This is a genomic window from Pseudomonas sp. S2_F07 (genome assembly GCF_054668325.1).
Genome location: NZ_CP162758.1, coordinates 4,408,392 through 4,422,895 on the forward strand (window position 1 = coordinate 4,408,392; position 14,504 = coordinate 4,422,895).

At 61.6% G+C, this 14,504-nt stretch carries 13 protein-coding genes; 10 read left to right on the forward strand and 3 right to left on the reverse strand.

Translation table 11 applies throughout. The annotated features are described in order from the left end of the window. The first annotated feature begins 73 nt into the window (after window positions 1–73). The 9 genes from AB4O40_RS19975 (at window position 74) to AB4O40_RS20015 (ending at window position 9,537) form a co-directional block, all read left to right on the forward strand. Window positions 74–691, forward strand: a complete 618-nt coding sequence (locus AB4O40_RS19975; protein ID WP_056725510.1) for an NUDIX domain-containing protein — start codon at window positions 74–76, stop codon at window positions 689–691. Next, window positions 682–1,134 (forward strand): DUF1249 domain-containing protein, encoded by a 453-nt coding sequence (locus AB4O40_RS19980; RefSeq protein ID WP_007977461.1) that lies wholly within the window; start codon window positions 682–684, stop codon window positions 1,132–1,134. Before AB4O40_RS19975 ends, AB4O40_RS19980 begins: the two co-directional genes overlap by 10 nt. A 112-nt stretch (window positions 1,135–1,246) precedes the next feature. Beyond that, complete coding sequence (gene cpdA / locus AB4O40_RS19985; protein WP_056725508.1) at window positions 1,247–2,062, forward strand: 3',5'-cyclic-AMP phosphodiesterase; 816 nt, start codon at window positions 1,247–1,249, stop codon at window positions 2,060–2,062. 205 nt (window positions 2,063–2,267) lie between these two features. Beyond that, window positions 2,268–2,876 carry a YqiA/YcfP family alpha/beta fold hydrolase gene (locus AB4O40_RS19990; RefSeq protein ID WP_056725505.1) on the forward strand — a complete coding sequence of 203 codons (609 nt, stop codon included), beginning with the start codon at window positions 2,268–2,270 and terminating at the stop codon, window positions 2,874–2,876. 50 nt (window positions 2,877–2,926) lie between these two features. Continuing rightward, window positions 2,927–4,831, forward strand: coding sequence for a DNA topoisomerase IV subunit B (gene parE / locus AB4O40_RS19995; RefSeq protein ID WP_056725503.1), 1,905 nt, complete (start codon window positions 2,927–2,929; stop codon window positions 4,829–4,831). Continuing rightward, window positions 4,831–5,820 carry an esterase-like activity of phytase family protein gene (locus AB4O40_RS20000; RefSeq protein ID WP_056725501.1) on the forward strand — a complete coding sequence of 330 codons (990 nt, stop codon included), beginning with the start codon at window positions 4,831–4,833 and terminating at the stop codon, window positions 5,818–5,820. The genes parE and AB4O40_RS20000 overlap by 1 nt, the downstream gene beginning before the upstream one ends. Beyond that, entirely contained in the window at window positions 5,817–6,341 is a 525-nt protein-coding gene (locus AB4O40_RS20005) for a retropepsin-like aspartic protease family protein (protein WP_056725499.1), read from the forward strand. The genes AB4O40_RS20000 and AB4O40_RS20005 overlap by 4 nt, the downstream gene beginning before the upstream one ends. A 7-nt stretch (window positions 6,342–6,348) precedes the next feature. Further along, window positions 6,349–8,619 (forward strand): DNA topoisomerase IV subunit A, encoded by a 2,271-nt coding sequence (gene parC / locus AB4O40_RS20010; RefSeq protein WP_095943185.1) that lies wholly within the window; start codon window positions 6,349–6,351, stop codon window positions 8,617–8,619. A gap of 204 nt (window positions 8,620–8,823) precedes the next feature. Continuing rightward, on the forward strand, window positions 8,824–9,537 hold the full coding sequence (locus AB4O40_RS20015) for a PqiC family protein (protein ID WP_056725495.1): 714 nt from the start codon (window positions 8,824–8,826) through the stop codon (window positions 9,535–9,537). A gap of 285 nt (window positions 9,538–9,822) precedes the next feature. Here AB4O40_RS20015 and AB4O40_RS20020 read toward each other — a convergent pair whose 3' ends face one another. Next, window positions 9,823–11,340: an AhpA/YtjB family protein gene (locus AB4O40_RS20020; RefSeq protein WP_056725493.1), complete on the reverse strand. Its 1,518-nt coding sequence runs from the start codon at window positions 11,338–11,340 to the stop codon at window positions 9,823–9,825. 135 nt (window positions 11,341–11,475) lie between these two features. On the opposite strand from AB4O40_RS20020, the gene serB reads away from it, so the two are divergent. Then, window positions 11,476–12,690, forward strand: coding sequence for a phosphoserine phosphatase SerB (gene serB / locus AB4O40_RS20025; RefSeq protein WP_056725491.1), 1,215 nt, complete (start codon window positions 11,476–11,478; stop codon window positions 12,688–12,690). A 119-nt stretch (window positions 12,691–12,809) separates the two neighbouring features. Here serB and asd read toward each other — a convergent pair whose 3' ends face one another. Continuing rightward, window positions 12,810–13,670 (reverse strand): archaetidylserine decarboxylase, encoded by an 861-nt coding sequence (asd, locus tag AB4O40_RS20030; protein WP_056725489.1) that lies wholly within the window; start codon window positions 13,668–13,670, stop codon window positions 12,810–12,812. Window positions 13,671–13,688: 18 nt separating this feature from the next. Continuing rightward, window positions 13,689–14,504: a rhodanese-like domain-containing protein gene (locus AB4O40_RS20035; protein ID WP_056725488.1), complete on the reverse strand. Its 816-nt coding sequence runs from the start codon at window positions 14,502–14,504 to the stop codon at window positions 13,689–13,691.

The window sequence follows — 14,504 nt, forward strand, 5'->3', positions numbered from 1 at the left end:
CGTTAGGATGGCGCGAAGTCGAGGCCCAGGAAAAAAGCACCTCGAACAGGACTTGCAGTAAAAGAGGATAGTCATGACGGATTTTGCCAACGCCATTCCGACCGCCGTTGATATCGTGCGGCGCGAAAAGTGCTACGAGGGCTTCTACAAACTCGAACGCGTGCACTTGCGCCACGAATTGTTCGCCGGGGGCATGAGCCGCGAGATCAATCGCGAAGTGTTCGTTCGCCATGACGCAGTGTGCATGCTGCCTTACGATCCGCAGCGCGATGAAGTGGTGCTGATCGAGCAGTTTCGCGTCGGCGCCATGGACAAGACCGACAACCCGTGGCTGATCGAACTGGTCGCTGGTCTGATCGACAAGGATGAAGTGCCGGAAGCAGTTGCTCACCGCGAGGCGCAGGAGGAAGCTGGGCTTGAAATCGGGGCGCTCTGGCCGATCACCAAATACTTTCCATCGCCGGGCGGCAGCAACGAATTCGTGCATCTGTACCTGGGGCGTTGCGACACTACCGGGGTTGGCGGCCTGCATGGGCTGGAGGAAGAGGCAGAAGACATCCGCGTCACGGTCTGGGCTTTCGAAGATGCCCTGCAAGCCGTGCGCGACGGGCGTATTGCCAACGCGGCGAGCATCATTGCCTTGCAATGGCTGGCTTTGAACCGCGTTGAAGTGAGGGGGTTATGGTCGTAAACAAGCTGCGCGATCGCTATCGGGTGGACCTGGTGGGGCTGCAAGCGTCCTGCGAGGCGAACTACGCGCGCTTGATGCGACTGCTGCCGGACATGCGCAGCGAGCCCGCCGCGCGGCGCATCGCCGTGACCCATGGCGATCAGATGCTCGGTGTGCTGGCCCTGGAAGTCCTGCTGACCTGTCCTTACACCACGACCCTGCAAGTGCGTCAGGAGCACAGCCTGCCCTGGCTGCCGGTGCCGCAACTGGAAGTGCAGGTCTATCACGACGCGCGCATGGCCGAAGTGGTCAGCGCCGAACATGCACGACGCTTTCGCGGCATCTATCCTTACCCGAATGCCTCGATGCACCAGCCGGACGAAAAGGCCCAGCTGAACATGTTTCTGGGCGAATGGCTGAGCCATTGCCTGGCGCTGGGGCATGAGTACGAAGTCGTACGTTAGTTGTGAAGCGCAGTTGTGAACTGCGTCAGGTTCACAGATTTCCTCTTTCGATCGTCCCCCAGCATAATTGCGGCACTTACCCATCCCCGTGATCACGCCCTGGGAGAACGCCTTGCCGAGCGTATCCACATTGACCACCGCCGATCCGGCGTTGCTGGTGCAACTCTCCGACAGCCACCTGTTTGCCGAAGTGGACGGCGCGTTGCTGGGCATGAACACCCGCGACAGCCTGCAAAAGGTCATCGAGCTGGTGCGCGCGCAACAGCCACGGATTGACTTGATCCTGGCCACGGGTGATCTGTCCCAGGACGGGACGCTGGAGTCTTACCAACAATTTCGCGACATGACGCGTCAGCTCGATGCACCGGCGCGCTGGATTCCCGGCAATCACGACGAGCCACGGATCATGGCCGAGGCGGCGGTGCAGAGCGCTTTGCTGGAACCTGTGGTGGATATCGGCAACTGGCGGGTCACCTTGCTCGATTCGGCGGTGCCAGGCTCGGTGCCGGGATATTTGCAGGATGAACAGCTGCAGTTGCTCGCCCGCTCGTTGAGCGAAGCGCCGGAACGTCATCATCTGGTGTGCTTGCACCATCACCCGGTTTCGATTGGTTGCGCCTGGATGGAGCCTATCGGTCTGCGCAATCCCGAGGCGTTTTTTGAAGTGCTGGATCGTTTTCCACAGGTGCGTGCCGTGCTGTGGGGGCATGTGCACCAGGAAATCGATCAATTACGTAACGGCGTACGTCTGATCGCCTCGCCGTCGACCTGCATCCAGTTCGAACCCGGCAGCGAGGATTTCAAGGTCGGGGAACAGGCGCCGGGCTATCGCTGGCTGCGGTTGCTTCCCGACGGGCGGCTGGAAACCGGGGTGGAGCGGGTGACCGGGTTTGATTTCACTGTGGATTACGGTTCCAGCGGTTACTGATTTTTCATTTTTTCTGGAAAACCTAGTTGCGCCCTTCGCGAGCAAGCCCGCTCCCACAGGGGGGCTTGTGACCGACGCAGGCCCAGTGTGGGAGCGGGCTTGCTCGCGAAGGCGTCTACACAGACGCCGTGAATTCCGCGGATATCCCCGATTCCCCCAGGTCCCTGTAAACTCCGACTCTTTAGCCGACGCACAGGGAGCTCAAATGTCCGGTTCGATCCTTTATATCCACGGCTTCAACAGCTCGCCGTTGTCGAAGAAGGCCTGTCAGTTGGTCGAGGTGATGGAGCGTCTGGGCCTGAGCGAACACTTGCGCGTTCCGGCGTTGCACCACCATCCGCGTCAGGCTATCGAGCAGCTGGAACAGGCGATTGCCGAGCTGGGGCGGCCACTGCTGGTCGGCAGCTCGCTCGGCGGCTACTATGCCACTCACCTGGCCGAGCGCCTTGGCTTGAAAGCCCTGTTGATCAACCCTGCCGTCAGCCCGCACCGGATGTTCGACGGCTTTCTGGGGACGCAGAAAAACCTGTATACCGAAGAGACTTGGGAAATGACCCACGACCACGTGACGGCCCTGGCCGAACTGGAAGTGCCGGCGCCCCAGGATCCACAGCGTTATCAGGTATGGTTGCAGACAGCTGACGAAACGCTGGACTATCGCCTCGCCCAGCAGTATTACCGGGCATGCGCCTTGCGTATCCAGGCCGGCGGCGATCACGGTTTCCAGGGTTTTGCCACGCAACTGCCGGCCATGTTGAGTTTTGCCGGCATTGGCGCCGATTTGTATCAGGCAATCGATTTCACCGCATTGTGAGCGATAGCCCCATGAATTCTTTTTTCACCGAACACTGACGACGAGACCCCATGGCCACTCCCAGCGCTAGCTCTTATAACGCAGACGCCATCGAAGTCCTCTCGGGCCTCGACCCGGTGCGCAAACGCCCCGGCATGTACACCGACACCAGTCGGCCGAACCACCTTGCCCAGGAAGTCATCGACAACAGTGTCGACGAAGCCCTGGCCGGGCATGCCTCATCGGTGCAGGTGATCCTGCATGCCGACCATTCCCTGGAAGTCAGCGACGACGGCCGTGGCATGCCGGTGGACATTCACCCCGAGGAAGGTGTTTCGGGTGTCGAGCTGATCCTCACCAAGCTGCATGCCGGTGGCAAGTTTTCCAACAAGAACTACCAGTTCTCCGGCGGTCTGCACGGGGTGGGTATTTCCGTGGTTAACGCCTTGTCCACCGAAGTGCGGGTGCGGGTCAAGCGTGACGGCAACGAATATCAGATGACTTTCGCTGACGGTTACAAAAAGACCGAGCTGGAAGTGATCGGTACCGTCGGCAAGCGCAACACCGGCACCAGCGTGTACTTTGCGCCGGATCCGAAATACTTCGACTCCCCGAAATTCTCCATCAGCCGCCTCAAGCATGTGCTCAAGGCCAAGGCCGTGTTGTGCCCGGGGCTGCTGGTCAGCTTTGAAGACAAGGCCACCGGCGAGAAAGTCGAATGGCATTACGAAGACGGCCTGCGTTCCTACCTGGTGGATGCGGTCAACGAATTCGAGCGCCTGCCGGACGAGCCGTTCTGTGGCGCTTTTGCCGGTAACAAGGAAGCGGTGGACTGGGCGCTGCTGTGGCTGCCGGAAGGCGGCGACGCGGTGCAGGAAAGCTACGTCAACCTGATCCCGACCGCCCAGGGCGGCACCCACGTCAACGGTTTGCGCCAGGGCCTGCTCGACGCCATGCGCGAGTTCTGCGAGTTCCGCAGCCTGTTGCCGCGTGGTGTGAAGCTGGCGCCGGAAGACGTCTGGGAGCGCATCGCCTTCGTGCTGTCGATGAAGATGCAGGAACCGCAATTCTCCGGCCAGACCAAGGAGCGCCTGTCGTCCCGTGAAGCGGCGGCGTTCGTCTCCGGTGTGGTCAAGGATGCGTTCAGCCTGTGGCTCAATGCCAACCCGGAAACCGGCATGCTGCTGGCGGAACTGGCGATCAACAACGCTGGCCGTCGCCTCAAGGCCAGCAAGAAGGTCGAGCGCAAACGCATTACCCAAGGCCCGGCGCTGCCGGGCAAGCTGGCCGACTGTGCCGGGCAGGACCCGATGCGTTCCGAGCTGTTCCTGGTGGAAGGTGATTCCGCCGGCGGTTCCGCCAAGCAGGCGCGGGACAAGGAATTCCAGGCGATCCTGCCGTTGCGGGGCAAGATCCTCAACACCTGGGAAGTCGACGGCAGCGAAGTGCTGGCCAGCCAGGAAGTGCACAACATCGCCGTGGCCATCGGCGTCGACCCGGGCGCGGCGGACATGAGCCAGCTGCGCTACGGCAAGATCTGCATCCTCGCCGACGCCGACTCCGACGGTCTGCACATCGCGACCTTGCTCTGCGCCTTGTTCGTCCAGCATTTCCGCCCGTTGGTGGATGCCGGTCACGTCTATGTCGCGATGCCGCCGTTGTACCGCATCGACCTGGGCAAAGAGATCTACTACGCCCTCGATGAAGCCGAGCGCGATGGCATCCTCGATCGCCTGGTGGCCGAGAAGAAGCGCGGCAAGCCGCAGGTCACCCGATTCAAGGGTCTGGGCGAAATGAACCCGCCACAGCTGCGCGAAACCACCATGGACCCGAACACCCGGCGCCTGGTGCAGTTGACCCTGGAAGATTTCGAGGCCACCTCGGAAATGATGGATATGCTGCTGGCGAAGAAACGCGCCGGTGACCGCAAGACCTGGCTGGAGTCCAAGGGCAACCTGGCCGAGGTGCTGGGCTGATGCGTCTGGGCTTTGCCCTGGCCTGTGGGTTGCTGCTGACGTCGATTACGGTATCCGCCGAGCCGGCGCCACAGCTGCGCGTGTTGTCCGGGCATGTCATCGACGGCATGCGCGGCGGCAACCTGTCCGGGCTGGCGCAGTGCGGCAATGACCTGTGGGCGGTTTCCGACCGCGACGATGGCCAGATCTACCGCCTCGATACCCGCGAATCCGTGTGGCAGGCACAAACGGTGCACATCGACGTACCGACGGTGCCGGACAGCGGTTTGCCCTGGGGGCTGAAGTCTCGCGTCTGGGGGGCTTCGTTCGTGCGTGGCGGCGATCTGGACTTCGAAGGCATCACCTGTGACAGCGCCGGCAATCGCTACATCGTCAGCGAAGGCCATGCCGCTGTCTTGCAAGTGCCGCCAACGGGGCCTGCCACCTGGCTTAAAATTTCGCCGATGATGGTTCGCGAGGCACGGGCCAGAGGCCTGCTGTTGCAATTCAATGCGTTGTTCGAAGGGCTGGTGATCAATCCGGCGGGGGATCGGATGTGGCTCGCCGCCGAGCGTCAAGGCCGGGGGTTACTGATGATCAAGCGCCAGCAGACGTTGTGGGATTGCGACGGTGGTTGCGTGCTGCTGAGCGAGGCGGGCATGGAAATGCAGCCCGAGCAGTTTCCCCGTGCCAAGCCTGTCCCGCGGGATTTTTCTGACCTGTCGCTGTTCAACGGCAAGCTGTTCACCCTTGACCGCAATGCCTTCCAGATCTGTCGCCGGGATGCGCAGACGGCCAAGGTCGAGCGCTGCTGGTCGTACGCCGCCGAGTTGTTGGAGGAGAGCCGTCGTTATTCACAGAACTACGGGCTGGAAGAAGCGTTGATCGTGGATGCCGATGGCGCCTGGATCGGTGTCGACAATAACTTCGGCGCGCGCGCCGATGGCGAAGTCCGCCCGGTGGTCTGGCGCTTCGCCGCACCGGAAGGTGGCTGGAGTGCCAGGCCATGAGACAACAAAGCCCGGGGCAGCGTATCGGCCGGGTGTTCATGGTGCTGGCCTGGTGTGCGGCGCTGTTTCTGGCCACGCGGTTTTTCGCCCAGTGGGAAGCGCGTCAGCAAAATCCGAATGTGGTGGTCAGTTCGGAGCAGGGCGAAGGTTTCATCGAGGTGAAACTGGTGAGCAATGTGCAGGGGCATTTCGTCGCCAGCGGCCAGATCAACGGCCAGCCGGTGGACTTCATGCTCGATACCGGGGCGACCGATGTGTCGATTCCGGCGGGCCTGGCCAAGCGCTTGAAGCTCGAAGAAGGATTCGGCGTGACCCTGAGCACGGCCAACGGCCTGAGCCAGGGCTATCGCACCCGTATCGAGCGCCTGCAACTGGGCGACATCGTGCTACGGGATGTACGCGCACTGGTGGCCCCGGGGCTGCACGGCGATCAGGTGTTGCTCGGCATGAGCGCACTGAACAAACTTGAATTTACCCAGCGCGGTGGCACCATGCTGCTGCGCCAGACAACGAACCGATGAGGCCCGCATGAGCGACTCCCTTGATCTCAGCCTGGACGGTGTAGAACGCCGGTCACTGGCTGACTTCACCGAAAATGCCTACCTCAACTACTCCATGTACGTGATCATGGACCGTGCCTTGCCGCATATCGGCGACGGTCTGAAACCGGTACAGCGCCGCATTATTTATGCGATGAGCGAGTTGGGGCTGGACGCCGATTCCAAGCACAAGAAATCGGCGCGTACCGTCGGTGACGTGCTCGGTAAGTTCCACCCCCACGGCGACTCGGCCTGCTACGAAGCCATGGTGTTGATGGCCCAGCCGTTCAGCTATCGATACACGCTGGTCGACGGCCAGGGCAACTGGGGGGCGCCGGACGATCCCAAGTCCTTCGCCGCCATGCGTTACACCGAAGCGCGGCTGTCGCGCTATTCCGAAGTGCTGCTCAGCGAGCTGGGCCAGGGCACGGCGGACTGGGGCCCGAACTTCGACGGTACCCTCGACGAACCGCTGGTGTTGCCGGCACGTTTGCCGAATATCCTGCTCAACGGCACCACCGGTATCGCCGTGGGCATGGCCACCGACGTTCCGCCGCACAACCTGCGGGAAGTCGCCACGGCGTGCGTGCGTTTGCTCGACGAGCCCAAGGCCACGGTCGAACAGCTCTGTGAACACATCCAGGGCCCGGACTACCCGACCGAAGCGGAAATCATCACCCCGCGCGCCGACCTGCTGAAAATCTACGAAACCGGTCGCGGTTCGGTGCGCATGCGCGCCGTGTATCACATCGAAGACGGCGACATCATCGTCACCGCGCTGCCACATCAGGTCTCGGGCGCCAAGGTGCTTGAGCAGATCGCCGCGATGATGCAGGCCAAGCCGTCCAAGGCACCGCAAATCGCCGACCTGCGTGACGAATCCGACCACGAAAACCCGTGCCGGATCGTGATCATTCCGGGCGCGCGAAAAAACTTCGACCACGATGCCCTGATGCAGCACCTGTTCGCCAGCACCGAGCTGGAGTCGAGCTACCGGGTCAACATCAATATCATCGGCCTGGACGGTAAGCCGCAGCTGAAGAACCTGCGGGCGCTGCTGGTCGAATGGCTGGAGTTCCGGGTGCAGACCGTGCGTCGTCGCCTGCAATTCCGCCTCGACAAGGTCGAGCGTCGCCTGCACCTGTTGGACGGTTTGTTGATTGCCTACCTCAACCTGGATGAAGTGATCCACATCATCCGTACCGAGGAACACCCGAAAGCCGCGCTGATCGAGCGTTTCGCCCTGAGCGAAATCCAGGCCGACTACATTCTCGATACCCGTCTGCGTCAGTTGGCGCGACTGGAAGAGATGAAGCTGCGTGCCGAGCAGGATGAACTGCTCAAGGAACAAGCCAAGCTGCAAGCCCTGCTCAGCAGCGAAACCAAGTTGAAAAAACTGGTGCGCAGCGAGCTGATCAAGGACGCTGAAACCTACGGTGATGACCGTCGGTCGCCTATCGTCGAACGTGCCGAAGCCAAGGCCCTGACCGAGCACGATCTGCTGCCGAACGAGAAAGTGACGGTGGTGCTGTCGGAAAAAGGCTGGATTCGCTCCGCCAAAGGCCACGAAATCGACGCCACCGGGCTTTCCTACAAGGCCGGGGACGGTTTCAAGGCGCTGGCAGCCGGGCGCTCCAACCAGTTTGCCGTGTTTATCGACTCCACCGGACGCAGTTATTCGGTGGCCGCCCACACCTTGCCGTCGGCCCGTGGCCAGGGCGAACCGCTGACCGGTCGCCTGACGCCGCCGCCAGGGGCGAGTTTCGAATGCGTGTTGATGCCCGAAGACGACGCGTTGTACGTGATTGCCTCCGACGCCGGCTACGGTTTCGTGGTCAAGGGTGAAGACCTGCAAGCCAAGAACAAGGCGGGCAAGGCCCTGTTGAGCCTGCCGAACAACGCCAAGGTCATGCTGCCGCGCCCTGTGGCCGATCGTGAGCAGAACTGGCTGGCGTCGGTGACGACCGAAGGTCGCCTGCTGATATTCAAGATCAGCGACCTGCCACAATTAGGTAAGGGCAAAGGCAACAAGATCATCGGGATCCCCGGTGAACGAGTGGCCAGTCGTGAAGAGTATGTGACGGACATCGCCGTATTGCCGGACGGTGCAACACTGGTGTTGCAGGCCGGGAAACGTACCTTGTCACTGAAAGCGGACGATCTCGAACACTACAAGGGTGAACGTGGTCGTCGTGGCAATAAGTTGCCGCGGGGCTTCCAGCGGGTAGATGCGCTACTCGTCGAAAGCCCGGTCAACTGAGCGCTACTGCGTTCAGTTGACCGAAGAACGCGAGTTTGAGGCGCCGATCTACGATTTAACCCGTAGTTCGGCGCTTTGCGCTGGAGTCGGAACGCATATTCACGGATGATATGGCCTTTCAAGCGCCGGCACTGCCGCGCGTTCTTCATATTTATTGAGTATTTTCACTGTGATCAGCCTTTTTGCGATCACCTGGATGGGACGATGACTGCTCTGCGCCTTCCTTTTATTCTTTTGCTCGCCGGCGTTCTTGGCCTGGCGGGTTGCAGCGTTCACCAACCGGTGTCGTTGTATCAGCTGGACGCGGGTAGTCCGGTTCAGCCCGCACAGAACGCGGGCATGGCGGTATTGTTGGGGCCTGTGACCGTGGCCGACTACCTGCAACGCGAAACCCTGTTGCAGCGCCAGCCCGATGGCAGCCTGCAAGCCTCGACCGACGGTCGTTGGGCTGGCAGCCTTTCGTCGGATATCGATCAACTGCTACTGCGTCAGGTCGCAGGTCGCCTGGACAGCCAGCGCGTAGTGCTGGCCCCGGCAACACTGGGCTTTACACCGGACGTCCAGGTCCTGCTGACTATCACGCGCCTGGATTCGGGTGAAAAACAGCCGGCGATCCTCGACGCGCAATGGCGCCTGATCGACCGTCGCGGGCAGGTCCGCGACAACCGCATCATCCATTTGCAGGAACAGCATGCCGGTACCACGGCGGCTCAGGTCCAGGCACAGGGCGTGTTGTTGCAACGCCTGGCCGAGCAATTGTCGGTGGCGCTCAAGCCCCTGGCCAATCAGCCGCCGATCGCCGAAGCCCCGCGCAAGCCGGCAGCCAAGGCGCCAGCACCTGCGGTAGAACAGGAAAAGCAGCCGAAGATCCCGATGGCCGCGCCGATTCGTACGGATATGGAAGTGTTCCGCTTCTAAGGCTGGATGGATTTGAAACAAAGCCCGCATAGATGCGGGCTTTGTTGTTTCTGCAGGATGGAGATATCTGGCGTCAGTTCCGGCCTCTTCGTCGGAACGCCGCCCGGAGCAAGCCCGCTCCCACAATTATCTCTGTGAACACAGATCTTGTGTACGACCACGTCCCCTGTGGGAGCGGGCTTGCCCGCGAAGAGGCCAGAGCAGGCCACAAAAAAGCCCGCAGGCGATCGGTCATCTACGGGCTTGCAGGCTTAAAGGCTAAAAGATCGCAGCCTTCGGCAGCTCCTACGCGCGGCGCTCATGCATCCGCGCCAATTGCCGCTCCAGCATCGATGGATACGGCTCCATCAACCGCTCCACGCAGCAAGCCCCCTCAGGGCTGGCAATCGGGCGGATCCGTGCGCGCTGGCGGATTAACGCGTCGTCACTGATCTTGCGCTCCACCAGCAGCAGGTTGCGGCTGTGTTGCGACAGGGCCAGGGCGTCCTGGGCGGGATCGGTCAGCAGCAGGTCGATCTGGCTCAGGCCGAACAGTTCGTCGCCCAGAGTCAGGCCCAGTTGCAATTGCAGGGTGATGCCACTGTCCGCGACTTCGATCTGCAACTGGTGGCCCAGGGCCCGCAGCAGTTCGCCACAGCAGATGGCGTTGGTCAGGTAATCGTCGCCGCTGTCTTCTGTGTGGAACAGCATCAACGTGCTGCCATCGTTCAAGGTCTCTACTTCGCCCTGATACAGCGAGGCGGCCTGGTCGAGGCAATCGCGATAGCGTTCGAGCAGTTCTTCAAGACGTGCCCGCGGCAGGCGACGCAGTTGCTCCTGGGAGCCCAGTTGCACCGCCAGCACCGCGCTGTGTTGCGGCACGTTCGGCGTGGGTTTGCGAACCACCGGTTGTGGGGCGCTGTCGAGCGACTCGTCGCGCAGATCGGCGAACGGGTCTTCATCATCGTCGTCTTCGACGGTGCTGACGATCTGCCGTGGCGCTGGTTTGAGCGCCGCTACCGGACGGCTCTCGTCGAAACTCGGGTCGCGCAGGTTACGGACTTCGAAGGCCGGGTCGGCCTCGTCATCCATGTCGTCGAATTCCGGCTCCGGTTCCGGCACAGGGGCGGGCTCCGGGGCGAAGTTGGCGTGCAGCTGGCGCGCCAGGTCGCCGATTTCGTCCTGGCGGTCGGTGGCCGGGGTGTATTCGTCGATATTGCGCAGCCATACCCGCAATTGCAGCAGTGGCGTTGAGAGATAACGCCCCATGCGCAGGCTCAGGGCCAGGGACAAAGCCAGCAGGATGGCGCTCAGAATGCCCATGCTTTGCAGGCTGATGGTCATCGGCTGCTGGAACTGGTCCATGTCCAGGCTGATGCGCAATTGCCCGGCAGTCACGTCCTGGAAGGTGATCTTGCTCTGGTACATGCCCTCGGCTTCACCCAGCAGGCCATGCTTGGGACGCTGGCCGGATTCGGCGAGGATGCGGTTGTCCGGGCTGTAGATGGCGGCGTGGGCCACCAGCTTGTTCTTGGTCAGGTTATTGAGCAGCACATTGAGGCTGAGGATGTCATTGGACACCAACAGCTCGGTGGCCGAGGTGGCCGTCTGCGTGGTCAGGCTTTCGCCCAGCGCATCCGCCTGCTCGTGCATGGCCTGCTTGAACTGCAGGCCCATCACACCGGCATAGATGACCAGGGCCAGGGCGACCAGGATCACGTTATGGCTGGCGATGCGCAATGCAATCGGTACACGGCGGTGACGCAGTGCCCGGAAGATCAGCAGGAAGAAGTTGTCGGTTTTTACTGGCGTAGGCCGGTTCACTTGAGCTCGGCTCTTTTGTCCGTGGAGTTGACGCGCAGTATAGCGACAGGCCCTAGACCGTCAAAGCGCTCACGGTGCCCGATGGTCACTGAAAGTGGGTAGAATGCGGTTTTTTTCCACCTGCGGGGGTGCGCCTTGCGCGAAATCGTCCTGATAAACATCACGGGAGTCGACCGTCCGGGTCTGACTGCGGCCATTACCGGCGTTCTGGCCCAGGGTGGTGTGAACATTCTCGACATCGGTCAGGCGGTGATCCACGACACCTTGTCGTTCGGTATCCTGGTTGAAATTCCCGACACCGAACAAGGCAGGTCCGTGCTCAAGGACATCCTGTTCAAGGGCTATGAGCTCGATCAACAGGTGCGTTTCACGCCGGTGTCCGAAGAGGATTACCAGCAGTGGGTCGGCAACCAGGGCAAAAAACGCCACATCGTGACCCTGTTGACCCGCAAGGTGACGGCCGGGCAGTTGCAGGCCGTGAGTTCGATCACCGCCAAATATGGCCTGAACATCGACCACATCGATCGTCTGTCCGGGCGCATGCCGCTGGACACGCCGGCCGACAAGGGCAAGGGCTGCATCGAGTTTTCCGTGCGTGGCGAAGCGGCTGATCCGCAGGCGCTGCGTGCCGAATTCCTCAGCGTTGCCCAGGAACTGAATGTCGATATTGCCTTCCAGGAAGATTCGCTGTTCCGTCGCAACCGTCGCCTGGCTGTGTTCGACATGGATTCAACGCTCATCGAAGCCGAAGTGATCGATGAACTGGCCAAGGCTGCAGGCGTCGGCGACAAAGTGTCGGAAATCACCGAGCGGGCGATGGCCGGCGAACTGGATTTTCGCGCCAGCTTCAAGGAACGCCTGGCCTTGCTCAAGGGGCTGGACGTCAATGTGCTGGACTCCATCGGCGCCTCGCTGCGCCTGACCGAAGGTGCTGAAACCCTGTTCGCCGAACTCAAGCGCCTGGGCTACAAGACCGCGATTCTGTCAGGTGGCTTCACCTACTTCGCCAAGCAATTGCAGGCCAGGCTGGGTATCGACTACGTGTTCGCCAACGAACTGGAAGTGGTCGACGGCAAAGTCACCGGCGTGGCGGTCGAGCCGATTGTCGATGCGCAGCGCAAGGCGGATTTGCTGAAGGAACTGGCACACAAGGAAGGCTTGCGCCTGGAGCAGACCATTGCGGTCGGCGATGGTGCCAACGATCTGCCGATGCTGGCGATTGCCGGGTTGGGTGTGGCATTCCGCGCCAAGCCGCTGGTCAAGCAGTCGGCGAAGCAGGCGATTTCCACCCTCGGGCTGGATGGCGTGTTGTATCTGCTGGGCTTCCGCGATCGCGACGGCCAGCTCTAGGCACCACAAATAAATGTGGGAGCGAGCTTGCTCGCGATAGCGGTGTATCAGTCAACGAAGATGTCGACTGACACTATGCAATCGCGAGCAAGCTCGCTCCCACATTAGATCTCTACAGATCAGGCCTTTGGCAGGCCCATGCCCTGACCCATCTGCACCGCAGTACCGGCGGTCATTTCTTCAGCCCACTTCACCTGATCCGGCCCGAACAGCACGACAGCGGTCGAACCCAGTTTGAAGCGTCCCAGCTCCGCACCTTTTTCCAGGTGGATCGGCGCGCGCGCGGCTTCGTCGTAGCGGAAGGTTTTCAGCTCGCGCTTCGGCGGCGTGACCAGGCCGGCCCACACCGTTTCAATCGACGCCACGATCATCGCGCCCACCAGCACCACGGCCATAGGCCCGCGCTCGGTGTCGAAAATGCACGCCACGCGCTCGTTGCGGGCGAACAGTTCCGGAACGTTTTCAGCGGTGGTCTGGTTGACCGAGAACAGACGGCCCGGGATGTAGACCATCTCGCGCAGGGTGCCGGCCAGCGGCATGTGCACGCGGTGGTAGTCCTTCGGCGACAGGTAGATGGTCGCGAAGTCACCACCCATGAACGGCGCAGCATTTGCCGCATCGCCACCCAACAGTTCCAGCACGCTGAAGCTGTGGCCCTTGGCCTGGAACACGCGGCCGTGCTCGATCGGGCCGAGCTGGCTGATCGCACCGTCGGCGGGGCTGAGGATCGCGCCAGGGGTTTCGTCCAATGGACGGGCACCGTCTTTCAATGCACGGGTGAAGAACGCGTTGAAGTGCTCGTAGGCGGTCAGGTCTTCGACCAGCGCCTGGGACATGTCCACCTGATAACGCTTGGCGAACCAGGCGGTAAAGGCATTCTTGAACCAGCGAACGCGGCATTCGGCGATGCAGCCGGCCAGTCGCGAGAGCAGGTTGTGGGGCAGCAGGTACTGGCCGAGGAGAAACAGACGCTTGTTCATTAACGGTCCTTAAAAATCTTAAATTTCTACCGGGGTATCGGGATGGTTGCCCCATTCGCCCCAGGAGCCGGCGTAGCCTTTGACCCGCGGATAACCGAGGGATTTGGCCACCAGATAGGTGAAGCCAGAACGATGGTGAGTCTGGCAGTGGGTAATCACTTCTTTGTCTTTGCTGATCCCGAGTTGTTCGAGGATCTGCGGCATGTCGGTGCGGATGCGCAACTGGCGTGCCCGATCCATGCCCGCGGTCCATTCGAAATTGACCGCGCCGGGAATGTGCCCGCCCTTGGCTGCCAGGACTTTCTCGCCGGAGTACTCCTGCGGCCCGCGTGCATCCCAGATTGCCAGGTCGGCGGCGCCGAGACGGCTTTGCAGGTATTCGCGGGTGGCGGTGGGTTCGTCGTGCAAGGTCAGTGAAACCGGGCCGCCCACCGGTGGCGGGATCTGGATCGACATGGGCAAGCCTTCCGCCAGCCAGGCCGTCAGGCCGCCGTCGATATAGTGGTACTTGCTGTGGCCGATGACATCCAGCAGCCAGATGAAGCGCCCGGCCCAACCGCCGCCTTCGTCGTCATACACCACGTAGATCGCGTCGGGGTTGTGTCCCAGTTCACCAAACAGCGCTTCGAGTGCTGCCTGCGGGGGCATCAGCCCCGGGGCGGGGGCCTGGCCGAGCTGTGTGCGTTTCGGGTCGACAAAGCGTGCGCCGGGAATGTGCCCTTCGGCGTAGCGGGCGGGACTGGTCAAGTCCACCAGAATCAGTTCGCGGGCGTCGAGGCGAGGGAGCAAGTCGCTCGGCTCGATCACCAGCGGCAAGCCAGAGAAGTCAGACAT

Bases quoted from the DNA above. Each gene is read 5' to 3' on its own strand.
- AB4O40_RS20000 (WP_056725501.1), top strand. From the start codon at position 4,831: ATGCGTCTGGGCTTTGCCCTGGCCTGTGGGTTGCTGCTGACGTCGATT.
- AB4O40_RS19980 (WP_007977461.1), top strand. From the start codon at position 682: ATGGTCGTAAACAAGCTGCGCGATCGCTATCGGGTGGACCTGGTGGGG.
- parE (WP_056725503.1), top strand. From the start codon at position 2,927: ATGGCCACTCCCAGCGCTAGCTCTTATAACGCAGACGCCATCGAAGTC.
- asd (WP_056725489.1), bottom strand. From the start codon at position 13,670: ATGAACAAGCGTCTGTTTCTCCTCGGCCAGTACCTGCTGCCCCACAAC.
- AB4O40_RS19975 (WP_056725510.1), top strand. From the start codon at position 74: ATGACGGATTTTGCCAACGCCATTCCGACCGCCGTTGATATCGTGCGG.
- AB4O40_RS20035 (WP_056725488.1), bottom strand. From the start codon at position 14,504: ATGTCTGACTTCTCTGGCTTGCCGCTGGTGATCGAGCCGAGCGACTTG.
- AB4O40_RS19990 (WP_056725505.1), top strand. From the start codon at position 2,268: ATGTCCGGTTCGATCCTTTATATCCACGGCTTCAACAGCTCGCCGTTG.
- AB4O40_RS20005 (WP_056725499.1), top strand. From the start codon at position 5,817: ATGAGACAACAAAGCCCGGGGCAGCGTATCGGCCGGGTGTTCATGGTG.
- AB4O40_RS20015 (WP_056725495.1), top strand. From the start codon at position 8,824: ATGACTGCTCTGCGCCTTCCTTTTATTCTTTTGCTCGCCGGCGTTCTT.
- parC (WP_095943185.1), top strand. From the start codon at position 6,349: ATGAGCGACTCCCTTGATCTCAGCCTGGACGGTGTAGAACGCCGGTCA.